The 17,584-nt window shown below is 32.9% G+C and carries 17 protein-coding genes; 12 read left to right on the top strand and 5 right to left on the bottom strand.

Features of this window, described 5'->3' with window-relative positions; genetic code table 11:
* Positions 1-60: 60 nt before the first annotated feature.
* The 12 genes from RMO53_RS06605 (at position 61) to RMO53_RS06660 (ending at position 11,859) form a co-directional block, all read left to right on the top strand.
* A complete protein-coding gene (locus RMO53_RS06605; protein WP_310379159.1) occupies positions 61-498 on the top strand; it encodes a hypothetical protein in 438 nt (145 codons plus the stop codon).
* A gap of 1,015 nt (positions 499-1,513) precedes the next feature.
* Positions 1,514-4,018 carry a nitrite reductase large subunit NirB gene (nirB, locus tag RMO53_RS06610; RefSeq protein WP_310379160.1) on the top strand — a complete coding sequence of 835 codons (2,505 nt, stop codon included), beginning with the start codon at positions 1,514-1,516 and terminating at the stop codon, positions 4,016-4,018.
* Between the two features lie 371 nt (positions 4,019-4,389).
* Entirely contained in the window at positions 4,390-4,767 is a 378-nt protein-coding gene (gene nirD / locus RMO53_RS06615; protein ID WP_310379161.1) for a nitrite reductase small subunit NirD, read from the top strand.
* Positions 4,768-4,797: 30 nt separating this feature from the next.
* Positions 4,798-5,385, top strand: a complete 588-nt coding sequence (locus RMO53_RS06620; RefSeq protein ID WP_310379162.1) for a DUF4202 domain-containing protein — start codon at positions 4,798-4,800, stop codon at positions 5,383-5,385.
* Between the two features lie 12 nt (positions 5,386-5,397).
* Complete coding sequence (locus tag RMO53_RS06625; RefSeq protein ID WP_310379163.1) at positions 5,398-7,206, top strand: ATP-binding protein; 1,809 nt, start codon at positions 5,398-5,400, stop codon at positions 7,204-7,206.
* Positions 7,207-7,266: 60 nt separating this feature from the next.
* Positions 7,267-7,752 (top strand): hypothetical protein, encoded by a 486-nt coding sequence (locus RMO53_RS06630; protein WP_310379164.1) that lies wholly within the window; start codon positions 7,267-7,269, stop codon positions 7,750-7,752.
* A 119-nt stretch (positions 7,753-7,871) separates the two neighbouring features.
* Positions 7,872-8,531, top strand: coding sequence for a response regulator transcription factor (locus RMO53_RS06635; protein WP_310379165.1), 660 nt, complete (start codon positions 7,872-7,874; stop codon positions 8,529-8,531).
* Between the two features lie 105 nt (positions 8,532-8,636).
* Positions 8,637-10,124: an MFS transporter gene (locus tag RMO53_RS06640; protein WP_310379166.1), complete on the top strand. Its 1,488-nt coding sequence runs from the start codon at positions 8,637-8,639 to the stop codon at positions 10,122-10,124.
* A 190-nt stretch (positions 10,125-10,314) separates the two neighbouring features.
* Positions 10,315-10,656, top strand: coding sequence for a type II toxin-antitoxin system RelE/ParE family toxin (locus tag RMO53_RS06645; protein ID WP_310379168.1), 342 nt, complete (start codon positions 10,315-10,317; stop codon positions 10,654-10,656).
* A gap of 4 nt (positions 10,657-10,660) precedes the next feature.
* Positions 10,661-10,969 (top strand): helix-turn-helix transcriptional regulator, encoded by a 309-nt coding sequence (locus RMO53_RS06650; protein ID WP_310379169.1) that lies wholly within the window; start codon positions 10,661-10,663, stop codon positions 10,967-10,969.
* Between the two features lie 236 nt (positions 10,970-11,205).
* The gene (locus RMO53_RS06655; RefSeq protein ID WP_310379171.1) at positions 11,206-11,499 is read left to right on the top strand and encodes a type II toxin-antitoxin system HigB family toxin; all 294 of its coding nucleotides are present in this window, start codon (positions 11,206-11,208) and stop codon (positions 11,497-11,499) included.
* A gap of 3 nt (positions 11,500-11,502) precedes the next feature.
* Positions 11,503-11,859, top strand: coding sequence for a helix-turn-helix domain-containing protein (locus RMO53_RS06660; protein ID WP_310379173.1), 357 nt, complete (start codon positions 11,503-11,505; stop codon positions 11,857-11,859).
* Between the two features lie 58 nt (positions 11,860-11,917).
* Here the strand turns inward: RMO53_RS06660 and RMO53_RS06665 are convergent, their stop codons facing one another.
* The 5 genes from RMO53_RS06665 to RMO53_RS06685 all read right to left on the bottom strand — a co-directional run bounded on the left by RMO53_RS06665 (position 11,918) and on the right by RMO53_RS06685 (position 17,491).
* The gene (locus RMO53_RS06665) at positions 11,918-12,724 is read right to left on the bottom strand and encodes an ABC transporter ATP-binding protein (protein ID WP_310379175.1); all 807 of its coding nucleotides are present in this window, start codon (positions 12,722-12,724) and stop codon (positions 11,918-11,920) included.
* Positions 12,725-12,821: 97 nt separating this feature from the next.
* The gene (gene ntrB / locus RMO53_RS06670; protein ID WP_310379177.1) at positions 12,822-13,700 is read right to left on the bottom strand and encodes a nitrate ABC transporter permease; all 879 of its coding nucleotides are present in this window, start codon (positions 13,698-13,700) and stop codon (positions 12,822-12,824) included.
* A 124-nt stretch (positions 13,701-13,824) separates the two neighbouring features.
* Entirely contained in the window at positions 13,825-15,051 is a 1,227-nt protein-coding gene (locus RMO53_RS06675) for a CmpA/NrtA family ABC transporter substrate-binding protein (RefSeq protein WP_310379179.1), read from the bottom strand.
* Positions 15,052-15,075: 24 nt separating this feature from the next.
* Positions 15,076-16,494 (bottom strand): alginate export family protein, encoded by a 1,419-nt coding sequence (locus tag RMO53_RS06680; protein ID WP_310379181.1) that lies wholly within the window; start codon positions 16,492-16,494, stop codon positions 15,076-15,078.
* 292 nt (positions 16,495-16,786) lie between these two features.
* Positions 16,787-17,491 (bottom strand): Crp/Fnr family transcriptional regulator, encoded by a 705-nt coding sequence (locus RMO53_RS06685; protein WP_310379183.1) that lies wholly within the window; start codon positions 17,489-17,491, stop codon positions 16,787-16,789.
* Positions 17,492-17,584: the final 93 nt, after the last annotated feature.

Genomic DNA, 17,584 nt, shown 5'->3' on the forward strand with positions numbered 1-17,584 from the left:
TAAAAGTAAAGCGAGTTGAGAGTGGTTTGGGTAAAAAAATAACTTATAAGTATAATTCGTATGGATATTTTAGAAAATCAAATACAAATTTTATTAAACAATGGTTTTGTTTTAAAACATCAATACAATAAAGTTGAAAGATCTTTCAAAAACAAAAATATTTATTTAGATATAGGTAGAGAAAACTTTAATCTAACAATATTTAACGAAACTAAATCATACAGTTATTGGCATTTTAATGAAGTTTTTACAGATTGTGAATTAAAAAACCTAATTTTTTTTTCTAATTTAAACACATCTGATAAAACTTATTTTAGAAAAAAATTAGATTATTATTATAAAAGTACATTTAAAAAAAACATTCTTGAAGATATTTTGAATATTCATAAAATGTTTGATAAAATAGAAAAAAATATTTATTACACCGAAATAGCTAAAAACGGTTTTTTTAAGAGAAAACAATTATATGAATCATTTTGTAATAAATATAAAGAGTGAAAAAAGGGTTTTTTTGGTTTTCAAAAAACACAAAACCCCTTTTTTTATTTAATTATTTATAAAGTTTCCTAATATTAGGAAACAATAATAAGTTAGGAAACTATTAGGAAACGGCTAAACATCAATAAAACCAATACTTTCCAACTAGGTTTCCTAAGTTTCCTAAAATAATACATATTTAAAGAGGGTGTAAGGGAGAAAATCAAAAAGAAGCTTCATAAAACTATTTGAGGTAAAGAAAAAATAAGGTCGTTTTTTGCAAAAACGGATTTTTATGCAACCGCTTCGCTATTGCGTTGGAGTTGTAAAGTATTATAAATAAAGAGATATAGTGAGTTTGACCGCTGTCAAATTCCTGTCAAAATATAACTAAAATTGCTTTTTACATAAAGTTAATTGATTTGGTTTTCAGAGGTTTAAAGAAATGTGAAAAAGGGATTTTGTCCTGTTCCCGCTACTAGAAAAGCTTTAGAGAAATCTAAAGCTTTTTTTATGAAAAATAACCACAGGTTCTCCCGATGCCTCGGGACTGTTCCCGCTACTAGAAAAGCTTTAGAGAAATCTAAAGCTTTTTTTTATGAAAAATAACCACAGGTTCTCCCGATGCCTCGGGACTGTTCCCGCTACTAGAAAAGCTTTAGAGAAATCTAAAGCTTTTTTTTTATGAAAAATAACCACCGGTTCTCCCGATGCCTCGGGACTGTTCCCGCTACTAGAAAAGCTTTAGAGAAATCTAAAGCTTTTTTTATGAAAAATAACCACAGGTTCTCCCGATGCCCCGGGACTGTTTCCGCTACTAGAAATGCTTTAGAGAAATCTAAAGCTTTTTTTATGAAAAAGTGACAGTTTTTAAAATTCTTAATTTTAAAAGCAATTAAAAAACAGTAATCAGAACTTCTTTTAAATTTCATTTATTCAATCTTCATTTCAATTAAATAAGTAAAATAATTAAAATTAAGTATTAAAATTAAGTATTAATACGTATATTTGCGTAATAATACTTAATTAAAAGGTTATGATTAAAGTAATAGTTGTTGGTAATGGTATGGTAGGTTATAAATTTTGCGAAAAATTTATATCAAAATCTGGGCAAGAGCACTATCAAATTACGGTATTTGGTGAAGAGCCAAGACGTGCTTACGACCGAGTACATTTAAGCGAATACTTTGCTGGCAAAAGCGCCGATGACTTATCCATGTCAACTTTATCATGGTATGAAGATAATAATATTATATTAAATACTTCTGAATTAGTTTTAAAAATCAATACTACAAGCAAAACAATCACAACTCATATCGATAAAACCTACGACTATGACTACTTAGTTTTAGCAACGGGTTCTTCAGCATTTGTACCACCAATAAAAGGAGTCGAAAAAGAAGGCGTATTCGTTTACCGAACCATCGAAGATCTTGATGCAATTATGGCGTATGCCAAAAAAATAAAAAAAACTGGTGCTACCGAAGCTGCCGTACTTGGTGGCGGATTACTAGGTTTAGAAGCCGCAAAAGCAGTTTATGATTTAGGCTTAAATCCTCATGTGGTTGAATTTGCGCCACGACTTATGCCAAGACAATTAGACAAAGGCGCGAGTGATATCTTACAGTCCAAGATTGAAGAACTCAATATTGGCATTCACCTCAATAAAGCAACACAATATATTGATGGAGAAAATAGTATAAAAGGGATGATGTTCGCAGATGACGAATTGCTAAAAGTAGATATGTTGGTTATATCTGCCGGCATAAAACCACGAGACGAACTAGGACGCGTTTCTGGACTTGAAGTTGGCGAACGTGGCGGAATTGTAGTAAACAACCAAATGCAAACATCCGATCCACATATTTATGCTATAGGTGAAGTTGCTTTATACAATAGTATGATTTACGGACTTGTTGCGCCAGGATATGAAATGGCAGATGTAGCTGCAGAGCAAATCTTGAATGGTAGCAAAACCATGAGAGAAACCATCGACATGTCAACCCAACTGAAATTAATTGGTGTTGAAGTAGCGAGTTTTGGCGATCCATTTATCGAAAATAATTCGGTTACTGCGATTGTTTATGAAAATAAATTCAACGGAATTTACAAAAGAATTAATGTTACCAAAGACGGAAAAACACTTCTAGGCGGAATCCTGGTAGGAGATTCTAGCGATTATAATTCGTTATTCCAAATTTACAGCAACGCTTTACCTTTACCCAAAAACCCCGAAGATTTAATTTTGGGATCTCGTGGTGGCGAATCTACTACACTTGGAGCAAATGATTTACCAGATTCAGCGGTGATTTGTTCTTGTGAGAATGTTACCAAAGGCGCTATTTGTTGTTCCATAATCGATGAAACTTGCGCTACTTTTGGCGACGTAGTAAAACATACCAAAGCTACAACAGGTTGTGGTGGTTGCAAACCAATGGTGGTTGATATTGTAAAAGCAACTCAAAAATCATTAGGCAAAGAAGTTAAAGATGTGATTTGCGAACACTTTGCATACAACCGACAAGAATTATACGATATTGTAAAAATCAACAAATTCACCAACCACAATGAAGTATTAGGAATTGTGGGAAAAGGCGATGGTTGCGAAGTTTGTAAACCTGTTTTATCTTCAATATTTTCAAGTATTTATAACGATACTGCCAATAAACACGTTACTGCACAGGATTCTAATGATAGATTTTTAGCTAATATTCAACGTAACGGAACCTACTCTGTCGTTCCAAGAATTGCTGGTGGAGAAATCACTGCCGAGAAATTAATCGTTATTGGCGAAGTGGCCAAACAATACAATCTTTATACTAAAATTACTGGTGGACAACGCATCGATTTATTTGGTGCACACCTAAATGATTTGCCAGCGATTTGGAAAATCCTAATCGATAATGGTTTCGAAAGTGGTCATGCTTACGGAAAATCACTGCGAACCGTAAAAAGTTGCGTTGGAAATGCTTGGTGTCGCTACGGAATGGACGAAAGTGCAGGTTTTGCAATTGAATTAGAAAATAGATACAAAGGATTGCGTTCACCTCATAAAATAAAAGGTGGTGTTTCGGCCTGTATTCGAGAATGTGCCGAAGCTAGAGGAAAAGATTTTGGATTAATTGCTGTCGAAGGCGGTTGGAATCTTTACATCTGTGGCAATGGTGGCGCAAACCCTAAGCACGCCATTTTGCTTGCTGAACAAATAGACAGAGCTACTTGCATCAAGTATTTAGACCGTTTCTTGATGTATTATATTAGAACTGCTGGACCATTAGTACGGACTTCGACTTGGTTAGAAAAACTAGAAGGCGGAATGGATTACCTAAAAGAAGTCGTTATCGAAGATAGTTTAGGAATTGTTGATGCATTAGAAATGGAGATGCAAGGTCTTGTTGCTACTTTTGAATGCGAATGGAAACAAGCCATAGAAGATCCCGAAATGATGAAACGTTTTAGTCATTTTACCAATTCAGATGAAACCGATGACAACATTGAGTTTGTGGCCTTACGAGATCAAAAAATGCCAAAATCGTGGTAGACTTTAATTAAAAATTTAGAATTAAAAATTAAAAATCTTTAGATGGCTCTTATTTAATTTTAAATATTTTGATTAATAAAACAAAGTTGTTTACGGAGTAAATTAAATTTTAACCCGTTGGGTGTAATTATTAAAAGCGTCAGTTCGAGTGTCTTTTGTGAAGTAAAACAGAACAAAAAATGTATCGAGAACCTTTTTTAATGAATTTTTTCTGGTTTTCGTTACAATTTTCTTGTTTTTCTTTGGGAAACAATGTAAAATAACTGTAGTGATTTTTACACAAAGCTTCACAAAGGAGCACAAAGCACCACAAAGATTTTTTAATCATGCAATAATGATTTTTAATTTTTAATTCTAAATTTTTAATTCAAATGGAAGAAATACTAAATCAATACGAAACCGTAAACCTTACTGATGTAAAAGTCTGGTACAATGCAGGAACAATAGAAGATTTTCCTAGTAATGGTGGCGGTTGTATCAAATATAAAAACAAACAAATTGCCATTATAAAATTTGACCGCAGAAACCAATGGTTCGCTTGCCAAAACTTGTGTCCACATAAAATGGAAATGGTTTTGTCTCGTGGCATGATTGGTTCTATGGACGATATTCCAAAAATTGCTTGTCCAATGCATAAAAAAACATTCTCGCTAATTGACGGTTCCAATTTAAATGGCGAAGACTATTCCATTGCAACGTATCCTGTGAAAATTGTTGACCAAGATGTGTTCGTAGGGTTTTTAGAATAATTATGTATCTTTGAAAATATACTTTTTCAAATGACAACAACACCTTTTCAGAACGCAAGTGCTTGGATTGATGCCGAAAATGCACAAGATCCAAATATAGAAATTGACCAATCAAAATCCTTCCCCAAAGAGTTATTATATTCCAATAGAATGTATGCCACGCTAATGGATTTTTATCCAAATGCATCCGAAGCCGTTCAAATTGCTTCGAAAGCGCAACACATTTGCCGTTGGAAAATTGCCCGAGAATCCTATCCTATGGATCGTGTAGGGTATTTAAAATGGCGCGAAGATTTGAAAAAATTTCATGCCAAAACTACTGCGGTAATTTTAGAAAAAGCGGGTTACGACGCCACTTTTATTGCCAGAGTTTCATTTCTTATCGAAAAAAAATTACTCAAAAAAGACCAAGAAACACAACTCCTAGAAGATGTTATTTGCTTGGTGTTTTTGGAATTTTATCTGGAACCTTTTGTATTGAAACACGATACCGAAAAACTCAAAAATATTATTCTAAAATCATGGAATAAAATGTCCGAAAACGGGCAACAAGAAGCCCTAAAAATAAAGTTTAGCGCAGCAAATCTTCAATTGATAAAAGAAGCTATTGGTTTGTAATTTGATTTCGTTATGAAAAACAGTACCAAAGAAACTATCGATAAAATCACTTTCAAAAATTTACGCCAACTGTATATTTTTGCCTTGTTGACTATTGCAATAACCGTTTTTTTGAGCCAACTCTTGATACAATACAACCTCAAAAACCAGTTGAGTGATTCTCGAATCATAAACATTTCTGGAAAGCAACGCATGTTGAGTCAAAAACTGACCAAAGAGGTTTTGATTCTAAATTTCATCACCGATACTACCCAAAAAAAGCAAGGAATCCAGCGCATCAACGAGATCATTTCACTCTGGAAATTCAATCATTATGCACTACAAAACGGGAATGATAGTCTGGGTTTTCCAAAAGAAAAGAGTGTTACTCTCTCCAAATTATTTTTAGCCATAAAGCCTAACTTTGACAGTATCATCAATGCCACAACTCCTTTTTTGGAAAATAATAAACACAACAAAAATCAAAAAGAAAATCAAGAATTAATACAAACTATTTTGGCAAACGAAGGTAATTTTCTTTCGAAAATGAACCAAATTGTAAGCCAGTACGACAAAGAAGCTCTGGACAAAGTTACACAACAGCGCACCACTGAATATTTTATTTTTGGGTTTACCCTATTGGTTTTATTCTTAGAATTTTTATTTATTTTCAAACCTACAAATAAAAAAATCGAGAAATTAATTTCAAAACTGATGTCTTCAGAACGAAAAGCTTTGAAACTCGCCTACGACACCGAAGTAATTAGTGAAATTAAAGAAAACTCCGTCAAAGAATTAAAATCGCTCAATTATGCCATGGAAAATACCTTGTTGTATTCTCGCATTGCGCCTGATGGTTCCATCATTCATATTGGAGAAAAATTTTCGAAACTACTACAATACAATCCCTTCCTTTCTGATAAAAGGTTCTCGCAAGTATTAACTCCAGTAGAAAAAGAGCAAGTTATTATAGACCGAATCATTCTTGAAAAACAACGCAGTGGTTGGCAAGGCGAACTTAATATTACCAATAGAAACGGCGACACTATCTGGCTGGATTTAGCTATGGTTCCTGTTACTATAAAAAAAGAAGAATCCGAATTACTCATTATTTGTTTTGACATTACCGAGCGCAAAATTGCCGAGCAAGAAGTGGAACGACTGAATAAAGAAAATAGTACCAATAAAATAAACCATCAAAAGGTAATTTCAAGCAAGATTGTCGAAAACCAAGAAAATGAACAAAACCGTATCGCCAGAGAAATTCATGATGGCATTGGTCAAATGCTTACAGGATTGAAGTTTAGTCTCGAAAGTATCGACCTAGAGGACAAAGAGAAATCAGCTCAAAAAATTGAGTACTTGAAAAAATTATCACTAGATATCATAATTGGCGTTCGAACGGCAACCTTTAACTTGATGCCACCAGAGTTGAGTGATCATGGTATCAACTCGGCATTGGCAAAACTTGCTCAAGAATTAGCCAAACTAACCGGTAAGGATATTCAGTTTTATAATAAAACAAATTTTGACCTGCGACTTGATTCTTTGATAGAAATAAATATTTATAGACTGACTCAAGAAGCCATAAATAATGCTATAAAATATGCCGATTCTACTCATATTATAGTACAGCTTTCGCACAGCAACAATCTTTTGAGCATCACTATTGATGATAACGGAAAAGGTTTTGACGTTTCTACAGCAGAGAAAAAACGAAACAGCGAATCCGGAATGGGATTGTTGTTTATGAAAGAAAGAATTCAGTATATAAACGGTCGCGTTTTTATAAATTCTATTCCAAAAGAAGGCACTCGAATTACTTTTAATATTCCGATATAAAGAAATTTCAAATTCAATAGCACTTTCAAATTAAGTTGTTATTTTTGTAAAAAAAATATTATGAAAAATAAATTATTTCTATTAAGTTTTGTGTTTATAAGTACTATAAGTATTGCTCAATCTACAATGAGTATTAAAAAAGTCCCCTTTAGTGGTTCCGCTATATTTCTAAACGGCAGTAAGATAAGCTTAAATGAAGCAAAAGAAATAGCCAAAAACAATCAAGAAATTGTAAACAAAATAAATTACGCACAAACAAATAGAACTTTTGGCGCTATAATTGGCATACCTGGCGGATTTGCCTTTGGTTATACATTAGGATCTTCATTTAGCAGTAATACAACTATAAAACCTAATTGGGCAATTGGAGGAATTGGGGCTGCAATGATGGTAGTAGGTACAATTATGCAATTCAAAGGTGATAAGCAACTAAAAGAAGCTGTTGAAGAATACAATACAAATATTTCCAAAAATACTAGTTTGTTTAATCCTGAATTTTATCTGGTATCTACTGAAAACGGTATTGGATTAACAATGAAATTTTAATTCTTTTCTCAACATATTCCTATTTGATTATAGCTCACGTACTATTCAAAAAATACGTATATTAGCAACTTCTTACGTATAAATATACGTAAATAATCAATCTCAAAATTAAGTAAGTTATGAGTGATACTATTCGAGTTGTTCTTGCAGATGATCATGTATTTGTAAGAGATGGTATAAAATCATTATTAGAAAACGAAGCAAATATAGTAGTAGTCGGAGAAGCTACAGATGGTTTAGAAGCCTTGACTGTTGTAGCATCTCTTCAACCAGACATGCTTATTTTAGATATTAGAATGCCAAATCTAACTGGAATTGAGGTTGTCGAAAAGCTAAGAAGCCAAAATAATTTGGTCAAAATCGTTATGCTTTCCATGCATGAATCCGAAGAATATGTTTTAAAATCCATAAAAGCTGGAGCCGATGGTTACCTGTTGAAAGGTTCTAGTAAAGAGGAATTCCTCAAAGCATTGCATACGGTTTCTAATGGCGGTAAATATTTTAGCGGTGACATTTCTTCTATATTAATTGGTCAACTTACCAATCCAACTTTAACTTTAGAATCCAAACAATCCATTGAGGACGAACTCCTGATTACCAAAAGGGAAAAAGAAATTCTCAAATTACTCTTATCAGGAAAAGGCAACAAAGAAATTGCCGAAGCATTAGAGATCAGCAAACGAACTGCCGAAGTGCATCGTTTTAATTTAATGAAAAAACTAAAAGTCAAAAATCTGATGGAACTTTCTAATAAAGCCACTGAATTTTCTTTACTTTAAAAATTTAAGATGATTTTTTAAGAATTTAATAAAAATAAGTATAATTACTTATTTTTATTTTTTAAATACGTAATACTACTTATATTTGTTTAAAATATAAGTAGTATGAAAACCACAAACTCTTTATCACAATCCCACCGAATTTTATTTTTAAACACATTAGCCTTCACGGTTTGCTTTGCTTGTTGGACACTCAATGGTGTTTTAGTTACTTTTCTAGTCGATAATGGCATTTTCAAATGGAGTGTTGTACAAGTAGGTTGGCTTCTGGGAATTCCAATTCTTACTGGTTCCATTATGCGTTTACCAATAGGAATTCTAACCGATAAATTTGGTGGGAAATACGTATTTTCATTCTTACTCCTACTCTGCTCTATTCCTTTGTTTTTACTACCATTAGCAAATAGCTTTTTTATGTTTGCTGTGTTAAGCTTTTTCTTTGGAATGGTAGGAACGAGTTTTGCGGTTGGTATTGGGTACACTTCTATTTGGTATCCAAAAGAATGGCAAGGTCGAGCCTTAGGTATTTTTGGAATGGGAAATGCTGGCGCAGCTATAACTACCTTTATGGCACCATCATTATTGAATCATTTTTCTATAGATGACACACAAAATGGCTGGAAATTATTACCTGTAATTTACGGAATCGCTTTGGTGATTATTGGTGTTATCTTTTTGATTTTTGCCAAAAATAAAAAAATAGAAAACCAAACCAAAACCGTTTCTCAAATGCTTGGGTCTTTAAAAAGTGTTCGAGTATGGCGATTTGGAGCCTATTATTTTCTAGTTTTTGGATGTTTTGTAGCGTATTCGCAATGGTTGTTGCCCAATTTTATGAATGTATATCAAACCAGCTTGGTCATGGGCGGAATTTTTGCCACTATGTTCAGTTTGCCATCTGGTGTGATTCGAGCTTTTGGCGGGTATTTGTCAGATAAATTTGGTGCCCGAAAAGTCATGTATTGGGTATTGGGTTCGTCAGTGATTTTAAGTGCGCTTTTGATGGTTCCAAAAATGGATATTACAACTACTGGACCAGGCGTTTTAGCAACCAAAAAAGGAACTATTACAGCCGTTTCCGCTACCAATGTTACTATTGATGAAAAGAATTTTGTTGTGAATCCAAAGGTTGAAAAAGGGATTGAGAATACAATTTTCCCAACCCGAAATTCGTGGCAAGAAGTGGTGGTTACCCAAAACCAAGAAGTGAAGAAAAAGGAATTGTTAGCCAAAGGAATTACCGCCATCCATTTTGATGCAAACATGTGGGTATATTTGATTTTGGTAATTCTCATTGGAATTTCATGGGGAATTGGCAAAGCTGCGGTTTACAAACACATCCCAGAATATTTCCCAACCGAAGTAGGTGTTGTAGGCGGAATGGTAGGAATGATTGGCGGATTGGGTGGTTTTTTTGGTCCAATAATCTTTAGTTATCTATTGACTACAACTGGAATTTGGTCGAGTTCGTGGGTGTTTATTTTACTTTTCTCTTCAATTTGTTTGGTATGGATGCACCATACTGTAACTAAAATCATGAACGAAAAACAACCCGATTTAGCTAAAGTAATGGAGCGTGAATCTTCTAAATAATAATTTATAATTTATTGCATTAAAAGCTTTTGATTGATTTCAAAAGCTTTTTTGTGATTTATAAATAATTATAAATTAAGTATTTACTTGTAAAAACCAGTTTTCAAAAAATAGTCTAAAGGATTATGACTGAAGCATAAATATCGAAATTTAATTGGAATATTGATAACTTTATAGTTAACTTTGCTAAATGAAATCAGAAAGAAAAATTATATTTTATGAATCCTATTTTCAAGATTTTTTCTTGGAGCAGAATAGTAAAGTAAGAGAAAAAATAGCTTATGTTTTCAAAGTAATTAATAGTGTTCAAAATATTCCAGTAAAATTTTTAAAACATATAGAAGGAACTGACGGACTTTTTGAAATAAGAATTGAATATGAAAGTAATATTTACAGAATATTTTGTTGCTTTGATAAAGGAAATTTAGTTGTACTTTTTAATGCATTTCAAAAAAAGACACAAAAAACGCCTAAAAATGAAATCGAATTAGCAATCAAACTTAAAAATGAATATTTTAACTCAAAAAAGTAATACAATGGACAAGAACGAAAAAATAAGAAAGGCTAAAAATTTTGAAGAGTTATTAGATATAGAATATGGTGCAATTGGCAACGAAAAAAGAGATGATTTCGAGAAGAAAGCACAATATTTCATTATTAGTGAAACTTTGAGGGAAGCACGTCGCGAAGCCAAAATGACACAGGAACAACTCGCAACAAAAGTTGGGACTAAAAAAAGTTATATATCAAGACTTGAAAATGGAAAATGCGATATTCAACTTTCAACACTTTACAAAATATTTGAATTTGGACTTGGAAAAAAAATAAATTTAGTGATTGGATAAATCAAGATAGATAATAATAATTTCTACTCTATAAATTAGTTTTTACTAAAAGCTTTTGATTAATTTCGAAAGCTTTTTTTTTGATTACTGAAAAGTATATATGAAAATGAGTATAGAAAATAGGGTTTACAAAAAAAATGAATTGAATCATCTCCTAAAGTCTCCCTCTTTGCGGAGGTATAAAATAATTGTTCCCAAATTGGTAAATTAATACTATCTTTGTAAAAAACAAGAGCTTGAGAATAGTTGCAAAAAAGATTTTGAGAGACTTTTGGGAAAATCATTCCGATTGTGAACAACAATTGAAATCTTGGTTTCGAGAAAGTAGCAAAGCCCAATGGAAAAATCCAAGCGAAATAAAAAACGAATATCCAAGTGCAAGTATTCTGAATGAAAATCGGATAGTTTTTAATATCAAAGGAAATAATTACCGATTAATAGTGAAAATAAACTATGAGTATGAAATGGTTTGGATTCGATTTATAGGAACTCACACCGAATACGACAAAATTAACGCAAACAAAATATAGTCTATGAACATCAATCTTATAAAAACCGAAAATGATTATAATCAAGCCTTAGTTAGACTTGAAATAATCTTCGATGCCAAAAAAGGAACTGAAGAAGGCGACGAATTAGAACTTTTAGGAATGTTAATTGACCAATATGAAAACGAAAATTTTCCAATAGATTTACCCGACCCAATTGAGGCGATAAAATTTAGAATGGAACAAATGGGTTACAATCAAAATGATTTGGCAAAAATCATTGGATTTAAAAGCCGTGCCAGTGAAATTCTAAACCGAAAAAGAAAATTATCATTAGAGATGATTCGGCAATTACATACTAGTCTTAATATTCCAACCGAAGTTTTAATACAAACTTATTAGCATAAAAAACCCCGCAATGTCACACATCGCAGGGATTCTTAAAACAACTAAAAAATAATTAATTTTTATACACCATTCCCATATCTTCGATAGAGAATTTGTCTGTTAATAAGTGCAATAATTTATCTCTTAGGGAAATATATTCGGGCAATTTTACGATTTCTATTTTGTTTCTAGGTCTTGGCAAATGCACTTCGACAATTTCTCTAATGGTTGCCGCTGGACCATTGTTTAATACCACAATTCGGTCAGACAAGAACAACGCTTCTTCAATATCATGAGTAATCATGACTATGGTTTTGTCTCTGTTATTCAAGTTCCATAATTTCAAAACTTCTAATTGCATGGTTCCTTTGGTGAGTGCATCGAGTGCTCCAAAAGGTTCGTCGAGCAACAATACTCCGGGATTTATGGCAAATGCTCTGGCTATGGCAACTCGCTGTTTCATTCCGCCAGAGAGTTGTCCTGGCAATTTGTCTTTGTGTTCGTATAGATTTACCATTTTGAGATTTTTATCTACGATTACATGCTTCTCTTTTTTGGAGCAATCCATAACCGAATCTACTGCCTGAAAAATGTTTTGCTCTACACTCATCCAAGGTAGTAATGAATAATTTTGGAACACAATTCCACGATCTGGTCCTGGACCTTTTATTTTTTGATTGTCTAATTCAACCGTTCCGCCTGTTGGGGTAAGCATTCCTCCTATTGCATTCATTATGGTTGATTTTCCGCAACCGGAATGTCCAATGATGGAGATAATTTCTCCTTTTTTGATAGATAAATTAATATCTCGAACGGCAATATATTTCCCTTTTGGGGTTGGAAACGAAATTTCCAAATCTTTTATTTCTAAATAACTCATGTTTTTAAAGTTTAAGGGTTTTAAATTTTGTTTAAAAGTTTAATGGTTTAAGAGTTTATAAACGTATAATCTGATAAACCTTTAAACTTTTAAACTTTTAATAGGCTACTTTGCTTTCGATATAGGTAAATATTCTATCTAATAATAATCCGACGACTCCTATAATAATAATGGCCGAAATTACTTTTTCAAGGCTTAAAGCATTCCAACTGTCCCAAACAAAAAATCCAATTCCTGCACCGCCAGACAGCATTTCGCCTGCTACAATTACCAACCAAGCCACGCTAATACTCAAACGTAAACCTGTAATAATATGCGGCAAACTATAAGGAATCAATATTTTGGTGAGGTAACGCATTTTAGAAAAACCAAAAGCTTTTGCCACGTTTTTATGATCTTGCGGAATCGATGCTACTCCAAAAGAGGTGTTAATCAACGTAGACCACAATGAGGTAATAAACACAATAAAAACTGTTGCCATACCAGTATCTTTAAAAACCACTAACCCAATTGGGAACCAAGCCAATGGCGAAACTGGCTTTAATAATTGTACAATAGGATAAAATACGAGTTTGCATATTTTATTGGCACCAATTACTATTCCGAGTGGAATTGCTACTATTGAACCAAATAGAAATCCCATTAAAACGGTTTTAATAGAACTAAACAACTGCAAACCGATTCCTTTATCGTTAGGTCCATAATCATAGAAAGGATCTACAATCATTTCTTTCAAAACGGTTAAAGTTGCAATTGGTGTAGGAAGCGCGTTTTGGGTATATGCACTTAAAAGTTCCCAAAAACCTCCAAAAATAATAAGCCCAATCGTTGCAAAAAAAACAGACTTTGATTTCTCAAGCAGTAGATTTAGAAATTCTTTTAATTTTTCGTTGTTTTTAGAATTTGTTACATTCGAGTCTGAAACTACGGCTGTATTTTGTTCTAAATCATTTATTGTTAATGTATTATTTGACATGATATTCTAGTTTAGTATTAGTTAATTTTAACCACAAAGTTCACAAAGAAGGCACAAAAATTCACAAAGCAAAAACTAAGATGAACTTATATGACTTATATGGTTTAAAAAAATTACTTAAAATTTACTTTTTAACCACTTTTAAATAAGCCGCTGGGTTATTAGGATCAAAAACTGTTTTGTCCATAGTAAGGGCGAAAGGTTTCATGTCGTCTGCAGGTACTTTTACTTTCATACTAGCAGCAACTTCTTTGTATAAATCATCCATAACAATTTTTTCAGCAATTGCTTTATAGTTGGGTTCTTCTTTCAAATAACCAAATCGTACAAATTGCGCCATTGCCCAAATTCCGTGGGACTTGCGTGGATAATTTACCATTCCGCCTTTGTGAAATAACATATAATCGTTATCATATACCTCTACTCCTTGGTTACAACCTAGGTTGTAATCTCCCATTAATCGTCCTTCAATAATATCGGCTGGTGCATTTACATAAGGTGCTTTTCCAACAATTGCAGCAGCTTTTTTACGATTAGCAGGAACGTCTAACCATTTACAAGCTTCCATTACCGCTTTCATTACTTTTACTAAATCTGCTTTATTTTTAGTGCTAAATGCGTTATTTACAACCAAAGCTTTTTCGGGATGATCTTTCCAAATGTCTTGGGTTGCAATTTGAGTAAAACCAATTCCTTGTTTTACCGCAACTCCACCCCAAGGTTCTCCTACACAATAGCCATCCATATTACCCACTTTCATGTTGGCGACCATTTGAGGTGGAGGAATCGTAATTATTTTTACCGCTTTTTGGTTTAATCCAGCTAATGACATCCAGTTACGCAACCACAAATCATGCGTTCCGCCTGGGAAAGTCATGGCAAAAGTGACTTCTTTTTCGGCTTTTAGCTTCGCAGCAACAACTGGAGTAACTTTATTCATTTGTTTGAATCCTACTTTCCCACAAAAATCATTAGAAAGCGTTATGGCTTGACCGTTTACATTAAGCATCATCGCAATTTTCATCAATGAACCTTCTTTTCCGCCAACTCCTGTATAAACCGAAAACGGCATTGAATACAAACAATGTGCGCCATCCAATTCGCCTGTTAAAATTTTATCTCTAATATTTGCCCATGAAGTTTCTTTGGTCAAAATCACTTCTACACCATATTTTTTGAACAATCCTAATTCTTTTGCCATAACTAGTGGCGAACAATCCGTAAGGGGAATGAATCCTAATTTTACGGGTTCTTGTGCATATATTGAAGTTAAAGCTGTACCTAATGTTAAGAGTAAGGCTAACATTACTATTCTGAAATTCCTTGAGTATTGTTTTAAAGCTATTTTCATTTTTTTATTTTTTAAATTTTTAAATTACATTTTTTTGGTATTCAGGAAATTTGGAGAGATTTTTAACATAACGTAAGCCCACTGTGCAGTCAATTTTGGGGTTGTAACATTTTTAACTGCGGATGAAGCCATTGTATTAGTAGCTTTCATTATAGAATAACCTCCTTCAATATTGATTACTTTGGTAAAGTTGTATTTCACCGTTAAATCTACTTCTGTACCTAAATAAGGAGTTAAATTTCCAGCAAGTTTTGCTGCTGATTCAAACCCATGTACGTCTAATAATAAAGTCAACTTATCACTAGCAAGATATTTTGCTTTAACGAAGTAGTTTAATAATCCTTGTTTTCCAAAAGGACTAGCTACATAGAAAAAATCCATTGTTCCCCAGAATTTGTGTGGTGTTCCGTATAAAGGGTCAAATTGATTGTTTTGAGTTGCTACTGTAGTTCCATCGGTTCCTGATAAATAATCAACTCCTGGACCAACAAAGAATTTTCTACCTAATTGATAGGTTGCGGTAAGTGAACCCAATCTAGCGCTAATTGTTTGTCCTATTTTATCATGACCTCCTTGATAATAGAAACTACCGTTTAAGTTTAATTTTCGAGTAGGATTTACATTATAATAGATGCCTGTTGTAGTACGAATGTTTACGCCTTGAGTAAATGTTGGTACAGCTGGAGTTCCTGTAAATTTGCTGAAATCATCTTTAAAGAATAAGAATGACATGTCTCCGAAAAAGAATTTTCTGCCGATGTATGCATATTGAAATGATTTATAAGCATGTTGAATACCATTTGTGCCAGCAGCATATCCAGTAGGTAAACCCACAAAACCGGTTCCTGAACTTTGTTCAGTTCTTTGATTGAAAGCTGCTCCAAAATCAGCAGTCCAACCTTTGTTTGCAAATTTCAATACAATTGCATCGTGTCTTCGGGCTTGTTGCAACCAATCTAAACTACCAAGAACTTTCTGATCATCATAAGAAATTTCTTGACGACCTATTTTTAGAGATAAATTTTGTATTGAACTAATAGTATCATTCAACATAATTTCGCCCCAAGCTTCGTGAAGTAATAATCCATCATTAGCATCTGTTGTGGTTCTGTTAATTGTGGAAGCATCTTGTCCCCAAACACGAACATCTTGTAATGAAGCATAGACTTTATATCTATACCCAGCAAATCCAACGTTTAATCTTGTTCTTTGCGAAGTAAATAAAGCTCCTTTTTGATTGTTTCCTAACAAAGTTCCTTGACCGCCTCTAGCTTCAGTTCTTTCTCTGAACTGTCCAGTAACTGTTAATTGAGCTTTTGCGCTATTATAACTTAATAATGCAGAAACAAAGCATAATAAAATTGATTTTGAAAATTTTATAGTTGAAATTCTGAGACTACTTCCATCTTGAAAGTTGCGTAATGTTGGTTTAATCTTTTGCATAACTGATTTGTTTTAATTAGTATAATGCAAATATAAATACGTAAAAATACGTAGTTATAATGGTTTTTACAGTTCAAAAACCCTTTTTTACACCAAATAAAACACTCTTAAATCATTTTTTTATACTGTCTTTTCGCAATAATTTTGAATATATAACTAAAAATCAATATTTTATATAATTTAGTAAATAAAGCAAAATACGTAGTTTTAAATATTTAAACACAAGAGAATTAAAAAATAGGCATAAAAAAAACCATCTAAAATGGGTTGAATAAATAGGATATAAATAAATCTAAATGTATTTATGCTCCATAATTTCTAGTTGCAGTTTATCAATATGCAATAAGCCTATTTTTTTTCCAACCGTTTTAACAAGCAATTCCTTCTTTAAACTTGAAATCACTCGTATCACTTGCTCTTCGGTAGTTCCTGCGTAATCTGCAATTTCTTTTCTGGACAAATCAAGCGCTATTACTCCGTTTGCCTGTCCAAATTTCCTATGAATATATAATAAGGTATCAATTACCCGTTCTCTAACATTCATGTGAGCAATTTTTCGAATATTATTCTCGCTTTTGTTGAGTTCGTCTGCATAAAACAGCATTAAATCAAAAGTAAATTCGGGTACATTATGAAGAATATCAAGCATGATTTCATTACTAAAATTACATAAAACAGTATCTTCCAAAGCATAAGCACCAATAAGATAGCGCTTGCTAGTTCCAAAACCTCGAAACCCAATCGTATCACCGTTTTTGGTCAATCGCACGATTTGTTCTCTGCCGTTAATACCGGTTTTGACTGTCTTAACTTTTCCTTTGTAGACAAAATACAAACCCTGTATTGGCGCGCCTTCGATTATAAACTGCTGTGATTTTTTACAAACAAAACTGTGCTTTTTATCTATGTATTGTTTCATTTGAGCCAAGTGAAGGTGTTTTTTTATGAAACAATTTTCATTGGAACAAGTATCACATATTACTAACGCTTCTTTCATAATAAATTTGAATTATCCCCAAACGATTTGAGTTCCATTATTTATTTCAACAAACTTATAAAAAAATATTCATTTTATACGTATTAATACGTA

Source organism: Flavobacterium sp. (assembly GCF_031409475.1).
Classification (GTDB): Bacteria; Bacteroidota; Bacteroidia; order Flavobacteriales; family Flavobacteriaceae; genus Flavobacterium.

Excerpts from the sequence above, each read along its gene's own strand:
- nirD (WP_310379161.1), top strand. The coding sequence starts at position 4,390 with ATGGAAGAAATACTAAATCAATACGAAACCGTAAACCTTACTGATGTA.
- RMO53_RS06650 (WP_310379169.1), top strand. The coding sequence starts at position 10,661 with ATGGACAAGAACGAAAAAATAAGAAAGGCTAAAAATTTTGAAGAGTTA.
- RMO53_RS06605 (WP_310379159.1), top strand. The coding sequence starts at position 61 with ATGGATATTTTAGAAAATCAAATACAAATTTTATTAAACAATGGTTTT.
- RMO53_RS06680 (WP_310379181.1), bottom strand. The coding sequence starts at position 16,494 with ATGCAAAAGATTAAACCAACATTACGCAACTTTCAAGATGGAAGTAGT.
- RMO53_RS06660 (WP_310379173.1), top strand. The coding sequence starts at position 11,503 with ATGAACATCAATCTTATAAAAACCGAAAATGATTATAATCAAGCCTTA.
- RMO53_RS06685 (WP_310379183.1), bottom strand. The coding sequence starts at position 17,491 with ATGAAAGAAGCGTTAGTAATATGTGATACTTGTTCCAATGAAAATTGT.
- RMO53_RS06620 (WP_310379162.1), top strand. The coding sequence starts at position 4,798 with ATGACAACAACACCTTTTCAGAACGCAAGTGCTTGGATTGATGCCGAA.
- RMO53_RS06645 (WP_310379168.1), top strand. The coding sequence starts at position 10,315 with ATGAAATCAGAAAGAAAAATTATATTTTATGAATCCTATTTTCAAGAT.
- RMO53_RS06630 (WP_310379164.1), top strand. The coding sequence starts at position 7,267 with ATGAAAAATAAATTATTTCTATTAAGTTTTGTGTTTATAAGTACTATA.
- nirB (WP_310379160.1), top strand. The coding sequence starts at position 1,514 with ATGATTAAAGTAATAGTTGTTGGTAATGGTATGGTAGGTTATAAATTT.
- RMO53_RS06640 (WP_310379166.1), top strand. The coding sequence starts at position 8,637 with ATGAAAACCACAAACTCTTTATCACAATCCCACCGAATTTTATTTTTA.
- RMO53_RS06635 (WP_310379165.1), top strand. The coding sequence starts at position 7,872 with ATGAGTGATACTATTCGAGTTGTTCTTGCAGATGATCATGTATTTGTA.
- RMO53_RS06625 (WP_310379163.1), top strand. The coding sequence starts at position 5,398 with ATGAAAAACAGTACCAAAGAAACTATCGATAAAATCACTTTCAAAAAT.
- ntrB (WP_310379177.1), bottom strand. The coding sequence starts at position 13,700 with ATGTCAAATAATACATTAACAATAAATGATTTAGAACAAAATACAGCC.
- RMO53_RS06675 (WP_310379179.1), bottom strand. The coding sequence starts at position 15,051 with ATGAAAATAGCTTTAAAACAATACTCAAGGAATTTCAGAATAGTAATG.
- RMO53_RS06665 (WP_310379175.1), bottom strand. The coding sequence starts at position 12,724 with ATGAGTTATTTAGAAATAAAAGATTTGGAAATTTCGTTTCCAACCCCA.